The sequence below is a fragment of the Pseudomonas canadensis genome, assembly GCF_000503215.1.
GTDB classification, from domain to species: domain Bacteria; phylum Pseudomonadota; class Gammaproteobacteria; order Pseudomonadales; family Pseudomonadaceae; genus Aquipseudomonas; species Aquipseudomonas canadensis.
On sequence record NZ_KI628540.1, the window covers coordinates 118,929 to 137,489 of the forward strand.

Below are 18,561 nucleotides of genomic sequence, written 5' to 3' on the forward strand. Positions count from 1 at the left end.
TATTCAGATTGCATGAACCAGTTCTTTCTCCGGGGCGAGACTCCTTGTATTCGGCGAAAGGATCAGCTGCGCGGCCTTCTCCGCGATCATCAGCGTAGGTGAACAGGTGTTGCCGGACGTGATGCGCGGCATGACCGATGCATCGGCAATGCGCAAGCCAGGCACGCCATGCACCCGCAGTTGCGCATCCACCACCGCGTCTTTATCGCTGCCCATGCGGCATGTGCCAACCGGATGAAAGATAGTAGTACCGATACGCGCGGCGGCTTCATGCAATTCGTCTTCGGTTTGCAGCGAATCGCCTGGCAGGTATTCCACTGGCTTGAACTGGCTCAGCGCCGGGGCGGCGACGATACGGCGTGTCAGGCGGATCGCATCAGCGGCCACCCGCAAATCTTCCGGATGGCTGAGGTAATTGGGGCGGATCAGCGGTGCATCCGCTGGGTTGGCCGAGCGAATGTCGATGCGTCCGCGACTTTGCGGGCGCAAGTCGCAGACCGATGCGGTAAACGCCGGGAATGCGTGCAGCGGTTCGCCGAAACGCTCAAGTGACAGCGGCTGCACGTGGTATTCGAGGTTGGCCGAGGTCTGTTCCGGACCCGAGCGGGCAAATGCGCCGAGCTGGCTGGGCGCCATCGACAATGGGCCGCTGCGGTCATACAGGTAGCGCAGGCCCATGCCCATCTTGCCCCATAGCGTGCCGGCGATCTGGTTGAGGGTGCGGGCGTTTTCCAGTTTGTAGATCAGCCGCAGTTGCAGGTGGTCCTGCAAGTTGCCACCAACGCCCGGCAGTTCGTGCAGTACGTCGATGCCCAGGGGGTTGAGCACACTGGATGGACCGATTCCCGAACGCTGCAAGATGCCTGGCGACCCCACGGAGCCGGCGCACAGGACGATCTCCTTGCGTGCCTTCCAACTCAGTTGCTGGCCCTGCTGGCGTCCGATTACCTGGGAGGCGCGGCCGTTTTCCAGCAGTACGCGGTCGACCTCCACTTCGGTCAATACTGTCAGGTTGGGGCGTTGACGGACCGGCTTGAGGAACGCCTTGGCCGCATTCCAGCGCACGCCGGCCTTCTGGTTGACCTGGAAGTAGCCGCAGCCTTCATTGTCGCCCTGGTTGAAGTCATTGATGTTGGCAATACCACTTTGCGCGGCCGCATCACGGAAGGCATCGAGGATCGGCCAGTGCAGGCGTTGCTGTTCGACGCGCCATTCACCGCCATCGCTGTGGAATTCCGAGCCGCCGGCAAAATGGTTTTCACTCTGCTTGAACAGCGGCAGCACGTCTTTCCAGGCCCAACCCGCATTGCCTTCTGCGGCCCAGCCGTCGTAATCCTGAGCCTGGCCGCGCATGTAGATCATGCCGTTGATGGAGGAGCAACCGCCCAGCACCTTGCCCCGTGGGTAACTCAGCGCACGGCCTTGCAGGCCTTCCTGGGCTTCGGTCTTGAAACACCAGTCGGTGCGTGGGTTGCCGATGCAGAACAGGTAGCCGACGGGAATGTGGATCCAGGGGTAGTTGTCACGGCCGCCGGCTTCAAGCAGCAGCACGCGGTGGGCAGGGTTGGCGGACAGTCGATTGGCCAGTAGGCAGCCCGCGGGGCCGGCGCCTACGACGATGTAATCGTATTCAGCAGTTGCAATGGGCATCTGAGGCCTCGCTTGTTTTTCTTATTGGCTCCATCCTAGTTGTTAGTTTTCGTCTTAAAAATGTTAGTTTTTACCCAGCTGCTGTGCGTTTTTAAACAGCATGACCCTTGGGGCTTTGCTCAATGTAGTGAGCGAGCTTGCTCGCGCTGGGGCGCGAAGCGGCCCCTCCTGCATGCAAACGCGGTTTTTCAGATGCAACGAGGCTTCCGGTTTTGGGGCTGCTGCGCAGCCCAGCGCGAGCAAGCTCGCTCACCACAGGTACCGGGTACAGCTTTAGACAGTATTTATGTCCAAGTGAGGGAGGCGTCATGTTCGACTGGAACGACCTGCGGTATTTTCTGGAGCTGCAGCGCAGCGGCCGCTTGCTCACCGCCGCGCAACGTCTGAAAACCACGCATGCCACCGTGGCCCGGCATATCGAGGCGATCGAGAAAAGCCTTGGCACCGCTCTGTTCGTGCAGCATGCCCAGGGCTACGAACTGACGCCGGCCGGCGAAGCGCTGCTCAAGCACGCCGAAGCCATGGAAAACGTCGCGCTGTTGGCCGAAGACGAACTGACCCACTCCGCCGCGCCCTTGGGCAAGATCCGCCTCGGCGTGGCCGAAGGCTTGGGCGTGATGTTCCTGGCCAGTCGGATGGGTGGGCTATTTGATCGCTACCCCGGGCTGGAAGTGGAATTGGTGGCGGTGCCACGCTTTGTCAGCATTCTCAACCGCGAAGCGGAGATCAGCATCCACCTCGAACGCCCCAGCGTCGATCAACTGGTCACCCGCAAACTCACCGACTACCGCCTGGCCCTCTACGCCAGCCGTGCCTATCTGGACCGCAACCCACCGATCGAAAAGCGCGAAGACCTCGCCGCGCACGCGTGGATCGATTACGTGGACGACTTGCTGTTCAGCCAGGAACTCAAATTCCTCAGCAGCTTCTGCCGCAACCCCAAGGTGGTGTTCCACAGCACCAGCGTGATTGCCCAGCACCAAGCCGCGCGCTCCGGGTTGGGGATCGCGGTGTTGCCGTGCTTCATGGCGGCCGGCGACCCGGAACTGGTGCCGTTGCTGCCGGGGGAGGGGATCCAGCGCAGTTACTGGATCAGCTCGCGCCGGGAGTTGCACAAATCGGTGCGGCTGCGGGTGTTGTGGGATTACGTGGTGGAGTTGTGCGCGCGGGAGCAGGGGTTGTTGTTGGGCGAGGCCTGATGCCAGGCCTGCCCAACAGAGGGGTTAGAGTTTCACCACCTGATGCACCTGCTCCGCGCAAGCCCGTGCATCCTCGATCATTTTCCCGAACGCCTTGCTGACAATCTCATCACGGCTCAACCAACGCACCTTCTGGCTCAGGCGATAGTGATAACGCAGCCCACCATTCTCCTGCGAACCCTGCAGGTCCAAGTCATACCACGGCGACCGCACCTGGCAACCCGGGATGGTTTTTTCCATCCGCCCGCCGCTCAGGGTGATGCTGTAGTCATGGGTTTGCGGGTTGCCCAGATCAAGCTCGGCCTGCTGCCCTTGGCGGCGGTAGTTGATAAAACCATCCCAACGACCCTTGAGCGATTCATCGCTATATACGTAGTCATTCGCCAGCTTTTCCAGCGCACGCTGATCAGTCATTTTGGCCGTGACGGTATAGCCGTCATGCACCACAAAGCCGGTGGCAGGGCGAGTGATCTGGCAGTCGCTGATCTCGTTGCCGAAGTTGGCGCAGATGTCCTGGTCGGTGGCGGTGCTGCCTTGCTGGCGGTCGGCGACGCTCAGCTGCATCAGCGGCAGGCGACTGAAGGTGATCGTGGCCTGGGTCGCGCCGTCGCCTTGTTTGTCGTAGTGCACCTGTTTGTCCAGGCGCAGGGTGGTTTCGGGGCGTTCCAGCGGGATATGTTCCTCGCGCACCTGACCCTGGGCGTCGTTGACCAGCACCCAGCGGTCCTGGATATCGGGCATGACCTGGCCGGGGGCGAACACCGGGTTGGTCGGGTCGAGCCACCACACCTGGCCGTCCACTTCGGCGCGCACGATGGCGTGGTTCGGCGCCTGGGTGCCGGGGATCAGTAGCGACTCGACCACATCGCCCCGGCTGACCCAGGCGGTCTCGGCCTTGATGCCACTGGCCTTGAGCAAGGCGGTCAGCAGGATTGCCAGGTCCTTGCAGTCGCCATAACCGTGTTGTTCGATTTCAGCGAGGTTGAAGGGCACGTAGCCGCGCTCTGTCGCCCGCCAATCACCCAGGTAGCGATAGTGATCGTTGATGTGCTGCATCAATGCCGCGACCTGTTCGGCCGGCGCCAAACCGCGCACGGCAACCACGGCAGCAGCACCTTGTGGCGGCAGGTTGGCACCGAGGATCTGGTTGTAGCGCTGCGCGAACGCACCGAAGTACGCTTGGCGCTCCAGGGCGCTGCCTATCTCGATACGCGGGATGCGCAGCAACGCGGCGTTGGAGGCTTCGTTGATGTAGTTGAGGTAGGTCGGGGCCTTTTGCACCACGTCCAGGGTCTTGCCATTCTGCGACGGCGTTACGCTGAAACCCTCGAACAGTTCGCTGCGCCACTGGATGGGGCGCTCGGCAGTAAAACGCGCCTTGAACCGGTCGCGCCGCGCCGGGCTGGCGCCGAATTTGAGCACGTAGTGAAACTGGGTCATCAAGGGTTTGGCGGCGTGGTGCTCGCTTACGGTGTAGCGAATCTGCGTGCCGACGCGCAGGTTGGGGAAGGCCAGCGAGGTCTGTTTGTTGCGGCTGAAGCCCTGGTCCGGATTGGGCGCGGTGCGGGTGTCGATCTGCGTCGCATCCAGCGCCACTGGCTTGGCGCCGGGCTGGGTGGACTGCGCGCTGATCACTTCAAAGGTGTCGCCTTCGGAATAATCGAAGTCGATACGCGAGAGCATTTCGCGGCCGCTCGGCTTGAGGATCGTATAGCGGTAGGTGGTGGTGCAGTCGGTACTGGCGTCGCGGTTGAAGTGGCAGTGCAGCTCGGTGTCGCTGGCCAGTGGTGCTTCGGCCAGGGGTTGCAGCGCGGCAAACACGCCAGGAGCAACAAGCCCCAGGCTGATGGCAATCAGGGGACGGTGAAACGAAAAACGGTACATGGGCGCCTCGGGTGACACATTGAAACAGCTACCCGGTGGGTAGCGAGAAGGCGCTGGATGATAATGGATCGCAACTGAGAAAGCCAGGATTGTTCGACAATTTATGTGGCTGAAAGGCCCGTTCTAGAGCCTTTTCTTTGATTTGTGTCAGTCGTTTCGCAGTTCGAAGTCGGCGCTGGCAAGCCTCTCGCCGTTGATCAACACATGGACGACATGCTTGCCGGGGTAATGCTTACGCGTGGTCAACTCGCGGATATGTTGCTCACGTCGGATGCTGTGAAGTTCGCCAGCGCCGAGAGTAAACGCCTTGAGCTTGAACACCTTTGCGGCACTGTGGCCGGCGCTTTTCACGTAGTCGATGGCGTAGTCCACCACCAGTTTCTGCGGGGTAGTGGCGGTGGACTCCAGGCTGAACGACAGGTTGATGCGGTCGCCCAGGTTGATCACCGCCGGCGTGACCTGTAGGTGGTGGATCTTCACCTCGGCCTTGGCGCCCGCACCCATGATCGTCAGCGCGCGGGTGTTGCCTTGCTTGATCAGGCTGCGCAGGGCGTGGCGGGCGATCCACGCGGTGTGCGGGTTATCCAGGTTCCAACCTTCGATCAGACTGAGCACCCATTCCGGGTGGTCCTTGGTGATGTCATTGAGGTGGTTGGCCACGGACTTGCGTACGTAGAGGCTGTTATCGGCCTTGAGGTTGTCGAGGATCGACGCACACAGCTCGGGGTTGGCCTGCACTTCGGCCAAACGGAATGACCAAGGCAGGCGCGGACGTGAACCTTCGCTGGCCAGGCGGCGCACGTGTTCGTTGTCATCCAGCGACCAGGTTTGCATCACCGCCAGCGTGCGCGGGAAGTCGTGCAGCAGAAAGTGGCGGATGGCGAATTCGGCGGAACCAAAGGTGGTGAAGTATTTAAGAGCTGCCATGGAGCGCTTGAAGTCGTGCAACCCGTAACTTGCCACGAAATGCGGCAGGAACAGGCTGACAAACGCGCTGTTCAGGCGCGGCGCCAGTGCATGCAGCAGCTTGAGGGTCTGCGGATAATCCAGCGGGATCACCGCGTGCAGGCTTTCGCTGACCCGCGCCATGCGCTGCATCACCGACAACTCGGCCAACCCGGCCTTGGCGTGCTTGAGGAAGCCCTTGGCGTCGAACGCCGGGTACACCGCTGTCATTTCATCGGCGATGTGTTGCAGGCGTTCGACGTTGAAGATTTCCTTAAGGGCCGGGGCGCTTTGGTCGGTCATCGGTGATTCCGGTGGCGGTTAGAGAAAGTGGCGGTTAGAGAAACCAGCGGTATTCCCGCGCGTTGATCTCTTGTTGGAAGGCCAGGTGGTCCTGGCGTTTGTTTTCGCAGTACACGTCGACAAATTCGGCGCCCAGCTTATCGCGCAATACCGGTTGATGCTGCATGGCACGTACCGCGTCGAGCATTTCCAGGGGGAAGTCGGTGCCGCTGCTGCGGTCCTCGTTCAGCGGGGCGATGGGTTCGCGCTTGGCTTCAAGGCCGTGTTCCAGGCCGACGAGGATCGCCGCCAGCACCAGGTACGGGTTGGCATCGGCACTGGCCAGCCGGTGCTCGATGCGCAGGTTGCGTGGGTCGGACTCGGGAATGCGCACGCACGCGTCACGGTCTTCAAAGCCCCAACTGGCACGGGTAGCGGCGTTGACCGTACCGCCCAGGCGGCGGAAGGCGTTGTGGTTGGGCGAGAAGATCGGCATGCAATGGGGCAACAATTCCAGGCAGCCGGCCACAGCGTGCCGCAGCGGTTGCTGCTGGTGCGCCGCCAGCAGGTTATTGCCAGCGCCGTCGTACAGGCTGACATGCACATGCATGCCGCTGCCGGGGTATTGCAGGTACGGCTTGGCCATGAAGCTGGCGCGGTAACCGTGCTTGAGCGCCACGCCACGGGTGCTGCGGCAGAACAGGGCGGCCCAGTCGGCGGCGCGCATGCCATCGTCGAGGTGGCCGAAGTTGATCTCGAACTGGCCGGGGCCGATCTCGGCAGTGATCACCGTGATGTCGATGCCCAGGTCCTTGGCGGTTTGCGCCATATCGTCGAGCACTTCGCCGAAGCGCGAAAGCCGTTCGATATGCAAGTTGGGCTGGTCGTCGGCGTCATCGCTCAGTGGGTCACGGGCGAATTGTGGCAGGCCGTTGTCGAGCTTTTTGTCGAACAGGTAGAACTCCAGTTCAAACGCCACCACCGGGTGGATGCCCTTGTGCTGGAGGCGCTCGAGCACCTTGGCCAGCACTTCGCGGGGTTCGAATTCGATGGGCGCTTCGGTGCCGTCCGAGGTGATCAGCATCTGGCCGAGGGGCTGCGACTCCCAGCTCACCGGCTTGAGCGTGCCTGGCACCAGACGACGGTTGGCATCCGGGTCACCGTCGTTGAAGCAGTAATCACCAATCTTGAACAACCCGCCCTGAACCCCCAGCAGCACGGCGTTCTGCGGTAGCTTCAGCGGGCTGCCGGCGGCGACTTTTTCCAGCATCTCGATGGGGTAGCGCTTGCCGTAGAAGTGCCCGGGAATGTCCAGGGCGATCAGGTCGACGTAGCGCACATCGGGATGGTTCTGGCGAAAGGTCCGTACTTCGGCCAGTAACGTGGAGGCATGGCTTTTCACGGGTGCAACTCCTAGTTGTAAACCCACAACACGCGGGCGGGCAGGTCGGTCAGGTTGGCGTAGCGGCAATGGGCGAAGCTGGCCAGGTGGAAACTGTCGCCTGGGCCGAGGGTGACCGAGTCGGCCTCACCTTCAACCCACAAAGTCAACTCGCCTTCCAGCACAAAACCGGCTTGTTCGGCGCGATCGCTCATGGTTTGTTCACCGCTGTTGGCACCAGGGGCCAACAGGCTGTCGAGCATCGAAAAGGCGCCATTCATGCTCGGTGAGACGAGGATGTCGGTGATGCCATTGGCGTAATACACCGTGCGCCGCTCGTTGGGGCGGGTGATCCAGTCCACGGCCTTGGGTTTGGGCTGGCTGTAGAAATAGGTGGTGGGCACGTCGAGGGCGTGGCTGATGGCGGTCAAATCCGCCACGGTCGGGCGGGACAAACCGCGCTCGACCTGGGACAGGAAACCCACCGAGCGCTCGATTTTTTGCGCCAACTGCGCGAGGGTGAGCTTCTTGTGCTTGCGCAGGTCGTGGATGAGTGCGGCGAGGGTGGCGAGTTCTTCTTGTGGGGTCATGAAATTTATTTCGATAAATTTCATGAAAAATTACAGGATTTATTTCATGGAGGCAATGAGCATGGATTTACACGCGCACTTGTTCGGGCTGGAACAGGCACTACAGCAAAGCGCGACCCGTTCGGATACAAGGCGGTTGGCACGATTGCTGGCCGATGATTTTGTTGAGTTCGGCGCCAGCGGCCATGTGTGGGGCAGCAAGGCCGAGGTGATCGACGGGCTGCAGGATGAGGTGTTTTCTGCGCGCAGCATGACCGAGTTCGTGGTGAAAATGCTGAGCGAGCATGTAGCGTTGGTCACCTATCGCTGTCACCGGAACGGAGTCGGGACCTCGTTGCGCAGCTCGGTATGGCGGGCAGAAGAAGGGCAGTGGCAGATGGTGTTCCATCAAGGCACACCCTTGGCAGTTGATTAGCCATTGCGGTGGCGAGGTGGCTTGTTCCCGCTGGGCCGCGAAGCGGCCCCAACCCATTGGGGCAGTGAGAGGCCCGATGGAATGATCACGCATCGCAGCGGTCCGAACCTGGGTACGCATCATTCATTGAAGGAGCACCCATGAAAGCCAAATCCCTGATTGCCAGCCTGCTGGTCGCCACAAGCTTGTCCACCGCCAGCTTTATCGTGCAGGCCGGTGACACCCCCCAGGAAACCGTGCAACCTTCGAACATCAACACCCGTGACCTGAAAGAGGGTGACCGTGCGCCGGACATGCTGATGCGCAAGGAATCGGCGGTCAGCGACTGGAAAAAGCGCGGCCTCAAGCAGCCTGAGGAAGACAGCCAATGGACGCGGGTAGGCGATAAATTCGTGCTGCTCAAGACCACCAACGGCACCATTCTCGAGATCACCCCCGTCAAGAAATGACCGTGTCGGTAGTGCCTGCCCTGGGTTAAGGTAACCGGCCATAGACGCCGCGTTACCTTCAACGATCGAGAGCAGGATGCTTGCCACAATAAGAAACTACCCCCGCACCGTAAACCTGCTGCTTTCGGCCACGCTCATGCTGACGCTGGCCAAGGCCATCACCTTTCCCTACCTGGTGATTTACCTTACCCACCGCTTTGCCCTCGACATCACCCAGGTTGGCCTGGTCATCGGCAGCTCGCTGATCGTCGGCTCGTTGCTCAGCGTGTATGGCGGTTTCCTTGTCGACCGCATCAACAGCTACCGGTTGTTGCTGGGGCTGAGTGCGCTGTTTGTACTGGGCTTTATCGGCACGGTGCTGGTGCAGCATTTCTGGGTGTTCTATGCCTGCCTGATCCTGATCAACCTCGCGTACGCGGTGATCGATATCGCCGTCAAAGCCGGCTTTGCCAGCCTGTTGCCCGAAGAGGCGCGCAGCGAAGTGTTTTCCATCAAGTACACCCTGACCAATGTCGGTTATGCCGTGGGGCCTTTTTTCGGGGCGATGATTGCCAAGTTGGATATCAGCTTGCCGTTCATCCTCTCGGCGCTGTTGGGGGTGGGCTTTTTCCTGCTGTATTGGCGCTGGGGCGACCGCACCCTGACCACCGTGGATGCCACGCAAAAGCCGGTGCCATTCCTCGCCGTCGGGCGGGTGCTCTTAAGGGATCACCGCCTGGTCTGCTTCACCCTCGGCGGCGTGCTCAGTGCGGTGGTCTTCGGCCAGTTCACCGCGTGGCTGTCGCAATACCTGGTGACCACCACCACAGCCGAATACACCTACACCGTGGTCAGCGCCGTGCTGACCACCAACGCGGTGCTGGTGATTGCCTTGCAGTACGTGATCGGGCGGCGTATTTCGCATCGCTACCTGGGCCAATGGCTGATCGCGGGGCTGGGCATGTTCATGCTGGGAATCGTCGGGTTCGCGCTGTCCACCAGCGTGTTGTGGTGGGTGCTGGCGATGGTGGTGTTCACGGTGGGGGAGATCATCGTGTTTCCGGCCGAGTACATGTTTATCGACCGCATCGCCCCGGACCACCTGCGCGGCATGTACTACGGGGCGCAGAACCTGTCCAACCTGGGTGCCGCGTTGGGGCCGGTGTTGTGTGGGCTGGTACTGGCCAGCCTGCCGGCCTACTACATGTTCTACATGCTGGGGGCGTTCATCGTCGCAGGCGGGATATTCTATTTCATTGGTGCGTCGTTGAAGGCAAGTCATCCAGCGTGAGCTTGCCCATGGTGTTGCTCTGCAGTTCGTAGCGCAATTCTTCCACCATCTTTTCGACTTCTTGCGGGGTCTGCAGTCGGTTGGTGCTGATCCCGGTCACCACCAGATCCACACGGCCGGTCTCGGCGTCGTAGACCTTGAGGGTCAGGGACGCGTCCCGGCACAGGGTGAATTCACACGTCAGCGGCGACAGGCCTTCTTCGATGCAATTTCGCAGTTGAGAGAGGGTAAACATGCGGGTTCCTTCAGGCCTAAGTTCGATGCTTGAAGGTTATGGCGTGCTGCCCGCTGCAATAAGGCGAATTCGCACTAAGTGCACTAGTGCATTTGTACTTCCACGGTCTATTTCTTGAGGCGCAATTCCCCGGCAAACAGCCCGCGTTCACGGGCCCAGACGATGGCCGCACTGCGGCTGTGCACTCCCAGTTTCGAGTACACCGTGGCCACATGGTTACGCACCGTGTTGGGCGCCAGTTTCAAGCGCGAAGCGATCTCCTTGTCAGCCAAGCCTTCGCAGATCAGCCCCAGCACATCGCGCTCCCGGGCGGTGAGGTCGGTGAAGGCGACATTGGGTTGGCTGGGGCTGTTGACGCTCTTGGCGTTGGCCAGTTTTTCGATAAGGGTCTGGCTGAACCAGGAGGCGTCCTGCATCACTTCTTCGATGGCCGCCACCAGTTCCAGCTCCGAGCGTTTGCGTTCGGTGATGTTCATCATCACCAGCAGATAGCAGGGCACATCCTGGATGATCACCGTGTCGGCGGAGACCACGCAGTCGATCACCTCGTTGCCTTTCTTGCGCACTTTGAGGTCCTGGCCGTCGAGGTTGCCGGCTTTTTCCAGGTTGGCGAACAATTGCGCGGCCGCCTGCGGGCTGTCGATAAAGTCGATGTCTTCGATGGACTTGCCGATCAGCTCCTCGCTGGTATAGCCGGTGATGCTCATGAAGGCTTCGTTGATGTCCACCACCTGGCGGTTGGCGGCGCTACACACCAGGGTTGGCACGGGCGTCAGGCGGAACGATTTGGCGAAGCGCTCCTCACTCTGGCGCAGGGCGATTTCCGCCTTTCGGCGCGGCTCCAGGTCCATGAAGGAGAACAGCATGCAGTCCTCTTCGTTCATGTCCAGCGGTTGTCCCGCGACGATCACCAGTTTGCTGCCGCCCTCAGGCAGGCGCAGCTCGGCCTGCATCTGCGGGATGGTCGCACCTTCGCCCAGGCGCTGGATGGCCAGGTCCTTGCGCTCGGCCTGTTCCAGCACGTCCAGCTCATAGACGGATTTACCGATGACCTGGTCGCGGTTGTAGCCGGTCATCTCCAGAAAGCCCTGGTTCACCTTGATGTAACGCAAGTCACTCAGGCGACAGATCACCGCCGGCGCCGGGTTGGCGTTGAAGGTTCTTTCGAAGCGTTGTTCGGCGCTGGCCCATTCGGTGGCGTCGCTGAGGATCAGCACCAGCAATTCCGGCTCACCGTGGGAGTCACTGATCACCAGGCTGCGCAGGCGATGGACCCAGGTTCTGTCGGCGTCCTCGGTGGGGGAAACTTCCACCACCACGTCACTGAACTCTTCGCCAGCGGCGACGCGGGCGAGGGGGTAGTTCTCCAACAGCACCGGGTGGTTGTTGCGATAGCGCAGGGCAAATCGTTCGGCGTAGGCCTGGGTATTGGCACCCAGTGCAGCGACGTCATCGATGCCGTGCATGTTCAGCGCAGCTTCGTTGGCCCAGAGGATGGTTTGGTCGACTTCCGCTAGGATGATGCCGTCGGATACCCCGGAGACAATCTGCTGCAGTTGGCGGCGGTTGGTTTCTTTGGCGAGGACATCCTGGGTCATGGTTTCTCCGGGTTTTAGACGCGTGGAATTACGACACCGGGGCTTCAGGATAGTGCAGACCAATTGCCTGGGGTGGGGTGCAAATGCACTATTCATCCCGGTGCATTTGCGCGGGGACGAGCGGTACTTGGCTCGCCAGACTGAGGCGGTCAATAACGCAAAAAGGATCAATCATGACCCCTGTCTATGAAACCAACCGTTCGCCGTTTCGCGTGTCCTGGAGTGCGGTACTGGCCGGGAGTGCAATTGCCCTGGTGAGTTACCTGGTGCTGAGTGTGTTGGGCACCGCCATCGGCGCCAGCGCCGTCGACCCCATGCAAGCCGGCAACCCTTTGAGTGGGTTCGGCACGGGCGCCGGGATCTGGCTGTTTGTCTCGACCCTGGTCTCTGTTGGCCTCGGCGCCTTTGTGGCCGGCCGCACGGCCCCTGATCGCGGCGGCCTGCACGGCGTACTGACCTGGACCCTCACCACGCTGCTCACCACCTGGCTGCTGGCGGGCTTGGCCGCCAGTGTCGTCGGCACCGCCGGCAATGTGGTAGGTAAAGGCCTGTCGGCTGCCGGCAGCGGCATTGCCGCGGTAGCACCGGGCATTGGCGACAGCGTCAAGCAGCAGTTGAACGAGCAGGGCATCCAACTGGACTGGAACAGCCTGCAAGGCGAGCTGGACACCTTGCTCAAGCAAAGTGGCAAGCCTGAACTGGACCCGGCCAACGTCGAACAGAAAACCGACCAGGCCGCTGCCGATGGCAAGCAGTCGGCGACCGCCGCAGCCAGCAACCCTGCCCAGGCTGGCGATGCGTTGAAGCAATGGTTCGAACGCGTCAAGGCTTCCGGTGAGCCCGCGCTGAATGCAGCGGACAAAGACGCGTTGGTCAATATCGTTGCGGCCCGCACCGGCAAGAGCAAGGAAGAAGCTACCCAGATCGTCGACAACTACGCCCAGGCCTATCAGCAGGCCATGCAGAAGGTTGATGAACTAAAGCAACAGGCCGAGCAGAAAGCCCGTGAAGCCGGCGAAGTCGCGGCCAAACAGCTCTCCCGTGCGGCCTGGAGCACCTTGGCCATGCTGTTGTTGGGCGCGGCCTTGAGCTTCCTGGTAGGGCGGATGGCCCTGACCACGCGCCGAGTGCCGTTGGCTTAACAATGCTTGCAGCAGGGACGCTGCTTTTCACTGGCATCAAACATGCTAGTGTCAGCATTTCAATACCCACCGGCAGTGCCTGGCGATGCGTGATATCTACAGCGTCTTCAATTCCAATGGCGCCTATGAAACCGGTGCCCATGCCCATGACGAGTTCATGCTCATGGTGCCCGAGCATGGCTTGCTGCGCTTCAAGGACGAAGACAGCGGGCGCAGCACCTCGGTGATCGACCGCCAGTTCGTGCTGGTGCCGCCGCAATGCAGCCATTCTTCCTCATCACTCACGGCGAGCCAGGGCCACCTGGCGTTCTACGTCGACCCTGACTACATGCGCTACGCCCTGCGTGACCTGTCCGGTGACGCCAACCGCCTGCTGCGCGTGCCCACCCTGGGCATCTGGCAAACCTCCGCGCCGCTGCACCATTTATTGCTGGCGAAAAAAGCCTTCAGCCAACCCGACCCCTACGTAGATCGCCGCCGCCAACTGGCCCAGGCCGATCACCTGTTGTTGCTCGAATGCCTGGCGATCTCCCTCAGTCAGCCGAGCCTGCAACGCTCTTCCACCGAGCGCCATGGCGCCATGTTGGTGCGCGATGTGAAAGCCTACGTGGAAGGCAATCTCGAGCATGCGCCAGGGCTGGATGACATTGCGGCAGTGTTCCATCTGTCCCGCCGACACCTGACCCGGCTGTTTGCGCAGCACACCGGTGAGACGGTGTTGGCCTATGTGCAACGGCTGCGCCTGGAACGGGCGCAGACCCTGCTTCGGCATACACGCCTGTCAGTGCTGGAGATCGCCAACAACGTCGGCTACGAATCGCCATCGCACCTGGCCCATGTGTTCCGCCGGGTGTTGGGCATCTCCCCGGATGAATGGCGCCGTAGCTGACACCAGCACAAACCACAATGCGAAGCGAGCCGTTCTTGATCGTGATCGTGATTTTGATCTGGCTTTTGATCTCAGGCGGCCCCCCAAATCCCTGTCGGATTACGGGCATACCGAGCCTAGGCGAGATACCGAGTGTTGGGGCAAGAGCCCTTTTGGTTACTTTTGGCTGGGCCGGCATTCCGGGCTCGTTTCCAAAAGTGACCCGCCGTAAGGGCGGAACCATAAGTGGCCGTTACCTAAATAACGGATATGTGCCCGATCAGATCCAACATCCAGGTCGGCTGTCAGGCCGCCTTCGCAGGCAAGCCAGCTCCCACATTTGGATTGCGGTGTGACAATTAGATTGTGGTCGGCTGTCAGGCCGCTATCGCTGGCAAGCCAGCTCCTACAGTTAGATTGCGGTGTGACAGTTAGGTAGTGGTTGTCTGGTAGGCCGCCTTCGCAGGCAAGCCAGCTCCCACATTCGAGTCGGTTCCTCCTGGCGCAACCCCAATCACCGGTGTCCCGATCCCGCGCATGATCCGGCCCGATCCCGTGCGCCACAAATCTGTCATCCCTTCATCCTCTGCTCACCAACAACAGACAAGTCCGGCGTACCGGACGAGGAGGGGCGGTGAGCGCAAAACCCTTTATCCGATTTTCAGGCGTGCAAAAAAGCTTCAACGTCGAGGGCCGCCAATTTGTGGCCGTGCGCAATGTGTCGCTGGAGGTCCAGCGCGGCGAAATCATCACCCTAGTCGGCCCGTCGGGCTGCGGCAAGTCCACCTTGCTCAACATGACCGCCGGGCTGTTCGGCCCCACGGTCGGCGAAGTGCACTACGACGGCGTTGAAGTCAAAGGCGTGAACACCCGGGTCGGCTACATGACCCAGGCCGATCACTTGCTGCCTTGGCGCACGGTGGCGGGCAACATCGCGGTGCCGCTGCAGATTCGCCGCGTGCCCAAGGCCGAGATCGAAGCACGGGTCGAAGAGCTGATGGCGCTGGTAGGCCTCACCGGTTTCGGCGAAAGCTACCCCAACCAGCTTTCCGGCGGCATGCGCAAACGCGCGGCCATGGCGCGCTTGATGGCCAGCGACCCGGAAACCCTGCTGATGGACGAGCCCTTCGGCGCCCTCGATGCGCAAATGCGTCTGACGCTGCAGACCGAACTGCTGCGCCTGTGCCGCAAGCTCAACAAGACCGTGCTGTTCGTCACCCATGACGTCGACGAAGCCATTGCGCTCGCCGACCGCTGCGTGGTGTTCGCCGGTCGCCCCGGCACCATCGACCATGTGCTCGATATCCCGCTGAGCGGTGAACGCAACCTGGTGCAACTGCGCTCGGACGCACGCTACGTGGAACTCTGCGCCGAACTGTGGAAACGCCTGGCGCCCGACGTTGCCTGCGCCGCTGACCCTTCTTCATTGGCTCACTCGCTGGAGGTCGTATGATTCGGGTTTATCGCTTGCTGTTCCTGGTGTTCCTCATGCTGTTGTGGGAAGGCGTGTCGCGCTGGTTTGGCGCGGAATTCTTCATCAGCCGCCCTTCGGCCGTGGGCCAGAGCCTGTGGAAAATCCTGCTCAATGGCGTATTTTTCTACCATGCCGGCATCACCACCCTGGAGGCGGTGCTGGGCTTTTTCATCGGCTCTCTCGCAGGTTTGATCGCAGGCCTTGTACTGGGTCGCGCCAAGTTGCTGGCCGACATCCTCGATCCGTTTTTGACGGCCTTCTACAGCCTGCCGAAAGTGGCGCTGGCGCCGCTGTTCATCCTCTGGTTCGGTATCGGTTTGCCGATGAAAGTCATCCTCACCGCCGCGGTGGTGTTCTTCCTGGTGTTCCTCAACACCTACAGCGGCGTGCGCAACGTGTCCCGCGAGCAACTGACCATCCTGCGCTTGATGGGCGCCAAGGAACGTGACCTGCTGACCATGGTGGTGATCCCCTCGGCCTTCACCTGGGTGTTCACCGGCCTGCGGTTGTCGGTGCCTTATGCGCTGATCGGCGCGCTGGTGGGCGAGATCATCGCGGCCAACCGTGGGCTGGGTTATCTGCTATCGGATGCGGCCTCGCAGTTCGACACCGCCGGCGTGTTTGCCGCTTTGGTTGGGATCATTGTTTTGGCGCTGATCCTGAACACGGCGGTGAAGGTGGCCGAAAGCAAGCTGATGCCGTGGAAAGCCAATGAAGCGGAACGTGAAGTCGCGGTTTAACCCCCTCTGGTTTGGAGCTTGATCATGCATAAGCGTCTTGTGATTGTCGGTCTGTTGTGCGCTGCCTTCCTGCCCGCCGCCCAGGCCCAGGACTTCACCAAGGTCACCCTGGCGTTCCCCAGCGAAGGCTTCCTGTATGTGCCGATCTACGTCGCGCAGAAACAGGGCTACTTCGCCGAAGAAGGCCTGAATGTTGAAGTGATCGTGTTTCAAAAAGGTGGCTCGGCGGCGTTGACGGCCGTGCTCGGTCGCGATGCCGATGCCTATGTTGGTTTGCCTGCGGTCGCAGTGCGCGCGCGGTCCAAAGGCCAGAACGTGCAGGCGTTTGCCGCCGTGCAGACCCAGTTCGGCAGCACCGTGGTGATCGACGGCGAGTCGGCGCGCAAAGCCGGTGTGTCGGCCGCGTCGCCCATCTCGGCGCGTGCCGAGGCCCTCAAGGGCTTGAAGATCGGCGTTACTGGCCCCGGCAGCACCACCGACATGTTGGTGCGCTACCTGGCCAAGGACGCCGGCCTGAACCCGGATAAGGACTTCACCATCATGCCCATCGGCGGTGCGCCGAACATGCTGGCGGCGTTTTCCCAGGGCAGCATCAACGGTTTCTCGCTGTCGCCGCCCACCGTCACCACGGCGGCGCAGCAGGGCGGGTTTGTGCTGATGGACCTGGCCAAGGGCGAATACAGACCCTTGGACGGCTTCCTGTTCACCGCGATGATCGCCCGCGAGGACTGGTTGAGCAGCAACAAGGCCACCGCCGAGAAACTGGTGCGCGCTATCTGGAAAGCCGAACACCTGATCGCCAGCGAACCGGACAAGGCCCGCGAGTCGGTGCGTCCGTACTTCGCCCACACCGATGCGGCGATCTTCGACGCCGCCTGGACGGCTTCGTTGCCGTCCTATCCGGCCACGCCGCGTATCGAAAAAGACGGCGTCGAGAAGAACATCAGTTTCATGAACGCCGTCGAGAATGACCCGGTGACACTCGACCCGCAGCAGGTCTACACCAACACCATCGTCGACGCGGTGGCGCCAACTGTTTCCACCCTCAAGGGAGAGGCGAAATGACGCCCGAGGTTCATCTGGTCAATGTCTTTCCCGCCACCGCGCGTGGCGGCAACCCGGCGCCCACCGTGGCGCTGGCCGACGGCATGAGTGATGCCGATATGCAGCAAGTCGCCCGCGATTACGGTCATGAATGCGGCTTTGTGTTTGCCGCACCGGCCGGCAGCGATTTCGATTTTGCCCTGCGTTTCTGGGTGCCCAACCATGAGATGGAAATGTGCGGCCATGCCACCGTCGGCGCCATTTGGCTGCTGGATCAATTGGGCATGCTGCACAAGGAGCGCCTGGCGCTGTGGACGTTGAGCGGGCGGGTTGATGCACGGATTACCAATGCCGGCACGCCGCACGTTCAAGTCGAAATCAGCCAACCCAAAGGGCAGGTTGAAACCTTGAGCGACCCGCAGGTGGAGGCCGAAATTCTGTCGGTGTTGGGCATCACGTCCAATGAACTGGCGCCGTTGCCGATCCAGAACGCCCGCACCAGCCGGGTCAAGACCCTGATCGCGCTGAAGAGCGTGGCCGTGCTGGACAGCCTCAAGCCGGACTTCCGCCGCATGGAGCAACTGTGCGAGCGCATTGGTTCCACGGGGTTGTATCCCTACGCGCCGTCGGACCTTGAAGGTCGCCAGTTTGATGCGCGACAGTTCCCGAAGTCTTCGGGTTACCCGGAAGACGCCGCCACCGGCATCGCCGCCGCGGCCTTGTCTTTTGGCCTGCTGGAAACTGGCTTGGTGGCCGCTGACGATCGTCCGGTGTACATCCGCCAGGGCCGCGCAATGGGCCGGCCTTCGCAGATTTCCCTGCGCTTTCGTCACGATGCGGCAGGGCAGGTGCAGGGGTGCTGGTTGGGCGGGCATGTGGCGTTTGTCGAGGAGCCCGCATGAGTATTCGCGAGCGTATCGCCGCCTTGGGCTTGCAACTGCCCGAGGCGCCAGGCCCCAAGGGTGACTATGTGCCGGTGACGATTCATGCGGGTGTGGCCTATGTGAGTGGACAAGTGTGCCGGCTGGGCGATGGCGTGATCAGCGGACCGGTGACGGACCAGACCTCGCCAGCGCGGGTGACACAGGCCGGTCAAACCTGCGCGTTGCGCACGTTGAGCGTGCTGGATCAGGTGGTAGGGTTGGAGAACGTCGAGCGCATTCTGTTTGTACGAGGGTTTGTGTTTGGCGGCGAGGGTTTCCAGCGCTTTTCCAACGTGGTCGACGGCGCTTCCCAGGTGTTGATTGATGTGTTTGGCGAGCAGGGCCGGCATGCACGTTCGGCGGTCGGCGTGGCGGGGTTGCCCAGCGGCGGAATGCTGGAATTGGAGGTCACCGCCGTTATCAAAACAACTGGATGACACATCGGCACTCACCTCAATGAACGCGTAAAATG

The 18,561-nt window shown here is 61.4% G+C and carries 18 protein-coding genes; 11 read left to right on the forward strand and 7 right to left on the reverse strand.

What is annotated here, in order from left to right:
* Positions 1-3: 3 nt before the first annotated feature.
* On the reverse strand, positions 4-1,650 hold the full coding sequence (locus U367_RS0128520; protein WP_028619604.1) for a GMC family oxidoreductase: 1,647 nt from the start codon (positions 1,648-1,650) through the stop codon (positions 4-6).
* Between the two features lie 308 nt (positions 1,651-1,958).
* On the opposite strand from U367_RS0128520, the gene U367_RS0128525 reads away from it, so the two are divergent.
* Positions 1,959-2,849, forward strand: a complete 891-nt coding sequence (locus U367_RS0128525; protein WP_028619605.1) for a LysR family transcriptional regulator — start codon at positions 1,959-1,961, stop codon at positions 2,847-2,849.
* 24 nt (positions 2,850-2,873) lie between these two features.
* On the opposite strand, the gene U367_RS0128530 is transcribed toward U367_RS0128525, so the two are convergent.
* The 4 genes from U367_RS0128530 to U367_RS0128545 form a co-directional block, all read right to left on the reverse strand.
* On the reverse strand, positions 2,874-4,733 hold the full coding sequence (locus U367_RS0128530) for a DUF3857 domain-containing transglutaminase family protein (protein ID WP_028619606.1): 1,860 nt from the start codon (positions 4,731-4,733) through the stop codon (positions 2,874-2,876).
* Positions 4,734-4,880: 147 nt separating this feature from the next.
* Complete coding sequence (locus U367_RS0128535; RefSeq protein WP_028619607.1) at positions 4,881-5,981, reverse strand: DNA alkylation repair protein; 1,101 nt, start codon at positions 5,979-5,981, stop codon at positions 4,881-4,883.
* Between the two features lie 34 nt (positions 5,982-6,015).
* Positions 6,016-7,362, reverse strand: coding sequence for a glutamine synthetase family protein (locus U367_RS0128540; RefSeq protein WP_028619608.1), 1,347 nt, complete (start codon positions 7,360-7,362; stop codon positions 6,016-6,018).
* 11 nt (positions 7,363-7,373) lie between these two features.
* Positions 7,374-7,931 carry a helix-turn-helix domain-containing protein gene (locus tag U367_RS0128545; protein WP_010211306.1) on the reverse strand — a complete coding sequence of 186 codons (558 nt, stop codon included), beginning with the start codon at positions 7,929-7,931 and terminating at the stop codon, positions 7,374-7,376.
* On the opposite strand from U367_RS0128545, the gene U367_RS0128550 reads away from it, so the two are divergent.
* From U367_RS0128550 to U367_RS0128560, 3 genes are all read left to right on the forward strand, one after another.
* A complete protein-coding gene (locus tag U367_RS0128550; RefSeq protein ID WP_236639997.1) occupies positions 7,930-8,346 on the forward strand; it encodes a nuclear transport factor 2 family protein in 417 nt (138 codons plus the stop codon). The two genes, U367_RS0128545 and U367_RS0128550, sit on opposite strands and share 2 nt — an antisense overlap.
* Positions 8,347-8,486: 140 nt before the next feature.
* Positions 8,487-8,795: an RcnB family protein gene (locus U367_RS0128555; protein WP_028619610.1), complete on the forward strand. Its 309-nt coding sequence runs from the start codon at positions 8,487-8,489 to the stop codon at positions 8,793-8,795.
* A gap of 76 nt (positions 8,796-8,871) precedes the next feature.
* Positions 8,872-10,065, forward strand: coding sequence for an MFS transporter (locus tag U367_RS0128560; protein ID WP_028619611.1), 1,194 nt, complete (start codon positions 8,872-8,874; stop codon positions 10,063-10,065).
* Here the strand turns inward: U367_RS0128560 and U367_RS0128565 are convergent.
* Together U367_RS0128565 and U367_RS0128570 are read right to left on the reverse strand one after the other, a co-directional pair.
* A complete protein-coding gene (locus tag U367_RS0128565) occupies positions 10,028-10,300 on the reverse strand; it encodes a DUF1652 domain-containing protein (protein WP_028619612.1) in 273 nt (90 codons plus the stop codon). The genes U367_RS0128560 and U367_RS0128565 overlap by 38 nt on opposite strands.
* A 107-nt stretch (positions 10,301-10,407) precedes the next feature.
* Positions 10,408-11,898 (reverse strand): PAS domain S-box protein, encoded by a 1,491-nt coding sequence (locus U367_RS0128570; protein ID WP_028619613.1) that lies wholly within the window; start codon positions 11,896-11,898, stop codon positions 10,408-10,410.
* 173 nt (positions 11,899-12,071) lie between these two features.
* On the opposite strand from U367_RS0128570, the gene U367_RS0128575 reads away from it, so the two are divergent.
* The 7 genes from U367_RS0128575 (at position 12,072) to U367_RS0128605 (ending at position 18,526) form a co-directional block, all read left to right on the forward strand.
* Positions 12,072-13,040, forward strand: a complete 969-nt coding sequence (locus U367_RS0128575) for a hypothetical protein (RefSeq protein WP_028619614.1) — start codon at positions 12,072-12,074, stop codon at positions 13,038-13,040.
* Positions 13,041-13,125: 85 nt separating this feature from the next.
* Entirely contained in the window at positions 13,126-13,929 is an 804-nt protein-coding gene (locus U367_RS0128580; protein ID WP_028619615.1) for an AraC family transcriptional regulator, read from the forward strand.
* A gap of 613 nt (positions 13,930-14,542) precedes the next feature.
* Positions 14,543-15,361 (forward strand): ABC transporter ATP-binding protein, encoded by an 819-nt coding sequence (locus U367_RS0128585; protein WP_028619616.1) that lies wholly within the window; start codon positions 14,543-14,545, stop codon positions 15,359-15,361.
* Positions 15,358-16,122, forward strand: coding sequence for an ABC transporter permease (locus tag U367_RS0128590; RefSeq protein WP_028619617.1), 765 nt, complete (start codon positions 15,358-15,360; stop codon positions 16,120-16,122). The genes U367_RS0128585 and U367_RS0128590 overlap by 4 nt, the downstream gene beginning before the upstream one ends.
* Positions 16,123-16,146: 24 nt before the next feature.
* Positions 16,147-17,187, forward strand: a complete 1,041-nt coding sequence (locus tag U367_RS0128595) for an ABC transporter substrate-binding protein (RefSeq protein WP_028619618.1) — start codon at positions 16,147-16,149, stop codon at positions 17,185-17,187.
* Positions 17,184-18,068, forward strand: a complete 885-nt coding sequence (locus U367_RS0128600; RefSeq protein WP_028619619.1) for a PhzF family phenazine biosynthesis protein — start codon at positions 17,184-17,186, stop codon at positions 18,066-18,068. The genes U367_RS0128595 and U367_RS0128600 overlap by 4 nt, the downstream gene beginning before the upstream one ends.
* Complete coding sequence (locus U367_RS0128605; protein ID WP_028619620.1) at positions 18,065-18,526, forward strand: RidA family protein; 462 nt, start codon at positions 18,065-18,067, stop codon at positions 18,524-18,526. Before U367_RS0128600 ends, U367_RS0128605 begins: the two co-directional genes overlap by 4 nt.
* Positions 18,527-18,561 lie beyond the last annotated feature (35 nt).